Annotated in this window: 3 protein-coding genes and 1 pseudogene; all 4 read right to left on the bottom strand. The window is 71.3% G+C overall.

Annotated elements, in window-relative coordinates; translation table 11 throughout:
• Positions 1-441: 441 nt before the first annotated feature.
• On the bottom strand, positions 442-1,539 hold the full coding sequence (locus BM430_RS28380) for a protein-glutamate methylesterase/protein-glutamine glutaminase (protein WP_093570585.1): 1,098 nt from the start codon (positions 1,537-1,539) through the stop codon (positions 442-444).
• A 14-nt stretch (positions 1,540-1,553) separates the two neighbouring features.
• A complete protein-coding gene (locus tag BM430_RS28375; protein ID WP_244539697.1) occupies positions 1,554-2,423 on the bottom strand; it encodes a CheR family methyltransferase in 870 nt (289 codons plus the stop codon).
• 15 nt (positions 2,424-2,438) lie between these two features.
• Entirely contained in the window at positions 2,439-2,912 is a 474-nt protein-coding gene (locus BM430_RS28370; protein WP_093570584.1) for a chemotaxis protein CheW, read from the bottom strand.
• Between the two features lie 194 nt (positions 2,913-3,106).
• A pseudogene (locus tag BM430_RS28365) lies at positions 3,107-3,634 on the bottom strand (methyl-accepting chemotaxis protein); the annotation flags it as partial.

Below are 3,634 nucleotides of genomic sequence, written 5' to 3'. Positions count from 1 at the left end.
AACGGAGGCTCACGACCGACCGGCGTTTCCGCCTGATCGTGTGAGCACCGAAACGTCAGACCAGCATCATCCTACTCACGATCCCACCCGAAGGCAGGATCCGCAGGGACGACGCCGTCCACGCTTCTCTTTCTCGTATGAACTTGTCAAAGAGCTGATCGGGCCGGAGCCAGATCTCGTACCCTTGGAGAACAGAAAGCAGCGCCGGGTTGCCCTGGCCCTTGCTTTAGTCTCTCTCGGGAAGTCCTGCGGGGCAGGCCGTTCGTCTCGGCGCCCCGTCGGTGAGCGGTCGTTTAAGGGTAGCCGGCTCGCCTGTCAACTCGCTCGAACCCGGAAGGATCCGAACGAGGCGACGGGGGAGGGCAGGGGGCTGCCCGGACCCCGCGGCCGGCGTGTACCCGATATGGGTATGCGCGTGCCGCGGACAAGCCCCTGCTGCCCTCACGCGGTGCGACCGAGGGGCGGGGCGGCGGCGAAGCGCAGGATCTCCTGGTGGATCCGGTCGAGCGGGACCACCTTGGCCACCGCGCCGCGCTCGATCGCCTCCTTGGGCATCCCGAACACGACGCAGCTCTCCTCGTCCTGGGCGATCGTCAGGGCGCCGGCGCGGCGCATCTCCAGGAGGCCGTTGGCGCCGTCGTCGCCCATGCCGGTCATCAGGATGCCCAGGGCGTTGGCGCCCGCGCCCTGCGCCGCCGAGCGGAACATCACGTCGACGGAGGGGCGGTGGCGCGAGACGAGCGGGCCGTCCTTGACCGCGACCGTGTAGGTCCCGCCGGTGCGCTGGACGAGCAGGTGCCGGCCGCCCGGCGCGATCAGGGCGCGGCCGGGCAGGACGGCATCCCCGTTCTCCGCCTCCTTGACGGTGATCGCGCACAGGCTGTCGAGCCGGCGGGCGAAGGCGGCGGTGAAGTGCTCGGGCATGTGCTGCACCACGACGATGCCCGGAGAGTCCGCCGGCAGGAGCTCCAGCACGTCGCGCAGGGCCTCGGTGCCGCCGGTCGAGGCGCCGATGCAGACGATCGGCTCCGTCCCGGTGACGCGGCGGGTCGGGACCGGCGGCGGCAGGACCGCGTCCGCCGACAGCTTGGCCTCGACGGTCCGACGCACGGCCTGCCGCGGGCGCAGGCGCGAGCGGGCGGCAGCCCGCACGGCGTCGCAGACCCGCACCGAGGATTCGACCAGGAACTGGCGCGTGTCGACCCGGGGCTTCGGGAGCACGTCGACGGCGCCGGCCTCCAGCACGTCGAAGAGCGTGCGCGAACCGGTCTCGGTCAGCGTCGAGCAGATGATCACCGGGATCGGCCGCTGCGCCATGATCTTGCGCAGGAAGGTGAGGCCGTCCATGCGCGGCATCTCGAGGTCGAGGATGATGACGTCGGGCACCTCCTCCTGGATGCGGCGCGCCGCCACGAACGGGTCCGCGGCGGTGCCGAGCACCGCGATGTCGGGTGCCGTGGCGAGGATCTGGCAGAGCGTCTGCCGGACGGAGGCCGAATCGTCCACGACGAGGACGCGGATCGGGGCGGTCGCGGGCATCACGAAAGATCCCTTCAGCGGCGGAAGACCGTGGACGTCACCTGGGTCAGGCCCGGGACGCCGGCGACGGACATCGATTCGGAATGGCCCACGACGAGGTAGCCGCCCGGGCGCAGGTGGCCGGCGAGCCGCTCCAGCACCGCCTTCTGCGTCGGCCGGTCGAAGTAGATCAGCACGTTGCGGCAGAAGACGACGTCGACGTCGCGGTCGACGGCATAGCGCTCGTCCATCAGGTTGAGGTGGCGGAAGCGCACCCGGCGGCGCAGCTCGGGGACGATCCGGCCGATCTGCCGGGCGGGGTCGCGGGCTGCCATGACGTAGCGGCGGCGGATCTCGGGCGGCACCGCGGCGAGCATCTCCTCGGAATAGATGCCGTCGGCGGCGGAGCGCAGCACCTCCGTCGAGACGTCGGTGCCGAGGATCGCGTAGTCGAAGCGGTGGCCCGCGGCGATCATGTCCTGCAGCACCATCGCCAGGGTGTAACCCTCCGCCCCCGTCGAGGCGGCGGAACTCCAGATCTTCAGGAGCGGGCGTTCGCCGCGATGGGCGGGCAGTGCGCAGAGCCGGGGCACCAGCTTCGACCGCAGCAGGTCGAAATGCGCCGGCTCGCGGAAGAAGTCGGTCTTGTTGGTCGTCACGCAATCGACGAGGTGCACGAACTCGTCCGCCAGCCGCCCCTCGTCGAAGAGGTGGCGGGCATAGGCGTCGAGGCTGTCGAGGTGGAGCGCCCGCACGCGCTTGCGCAGGCGCCCCTCCACCATCGTGCGCTTGGAGGCCGGCAGCTGGATGCCGACGCGCGCCTCGATGACCTCGGCGATCGACCGGAAGTGGCGCTCGCTCAGCTGCTGCGACGTGAGCGGGATGGCCGCAAGGGGGAGGGACACTTAGAGCACCCGTCCTCAGGCCGCCAAGGCGGGGCCGGCGAGCGCCGGCTCGTCGCCCGCCATCAGCCGCGCCAGGTCGAACACGACCACGAAGGCGTCGCCGCGCCGGCCGATGCCGGCGATGTAGCTGGAGCGCCAGCGCCCGCCGACCTCGGGGGCCGCCTCCATCTCGGCGCGGTCGAGTTCCGTCACCTCGAAGACCCGGTCGGCGACGAAGCCGACCCGCATCGTGCGCTCCTGCACCGGGATGTTGAGCAGGATGATCCGGGTCGCGGGCGTCGGCACCTCCGGCGGCAGGCCGAGCTTGGTCCGCAGGTCGACCACCGGGTAGCTCTGGCCGCGCACGTCGATCATGCCGACGAGGAAGGCGGGCGCCTGCGGCAGCGAGGCGGGCACGCGGTAATCCAGGATCTCCTGCACGTTCTCGATGTCGATCCCGAAGGTCTCGCGTCCGAGACCGAGGGTCAGATACTGCCACACACTCGACATCCTGGCGCTCCGCCTTGGCTGGCGGCCGGTCCCGCTTCGGGCGGGGCGCGGCCTCTGGTGATCATGGGATAGGGCGACGGGGCCCCCGCCCGGGGGGCTCGATGCACCTCACGAAGCGCCCGCCGGGGAGGGCGATCGGTGAGAGGCACGAGGTGGAGCCTGCGGGCCATCGCCGCCCGCAGGCTCCGTCACACTTACGCGACGCGGGTGAAGTCGGCGTCGCGCGGGTCGCCCTCACCCATGTCGAGGGAGAAGCCCCCGCCGACGGCCTTCGCCGCGCGGTTCGCCGCGATCCGCTTGGCCGGCGCCCGGACGGGCGATTTCACCACCGTGGAGGAAGCCGCCATCCGGGACGCCGCGGCGCGCAGTTGCGAGACGGCGCCGTCCACCGGCCGCGGCGCCTCCGGTGCCTTGGCCCCGTCGATGCGGAAATACGCGATCGTCGCCTGCAGCATCTCGGCCTGCGCCGCCAGCTCCTCCGACGTCGCCGACACCTGCTCCGACGCACTCGCGTTCTGCTGCGTCACCTTGTCGAGCTGTTGGATCGCCTGGTTGATCTGACCCGAACCCACGTCCTGCTCCCGGCACGCCGCCGAGATCTCTTCGACGAGAGTCGCCGTCCGCTTGATGTCCGGAACGAGCCGCCCCAGCATGTCGCCCGCGGCTTGCGCCGCCTTCACCGTGTCGATCGACAGCGTTCCGATCTCGGCCGCCGCCGCCTG

The sequence above is a fragment of the Methylobacterium sp. 174MFSha1.1 genome (assembly GCF_900116815.1).
Classification (GTDB): domain Bacteria; phylum Pseudomonadota; class Alphaproteobacteria; order Rhizobiales; family Beijerinckiaceae; genus Methylobacterium.
This window is presented reverse-complemented; position numbering and strand designations above follow the sequence as displayed.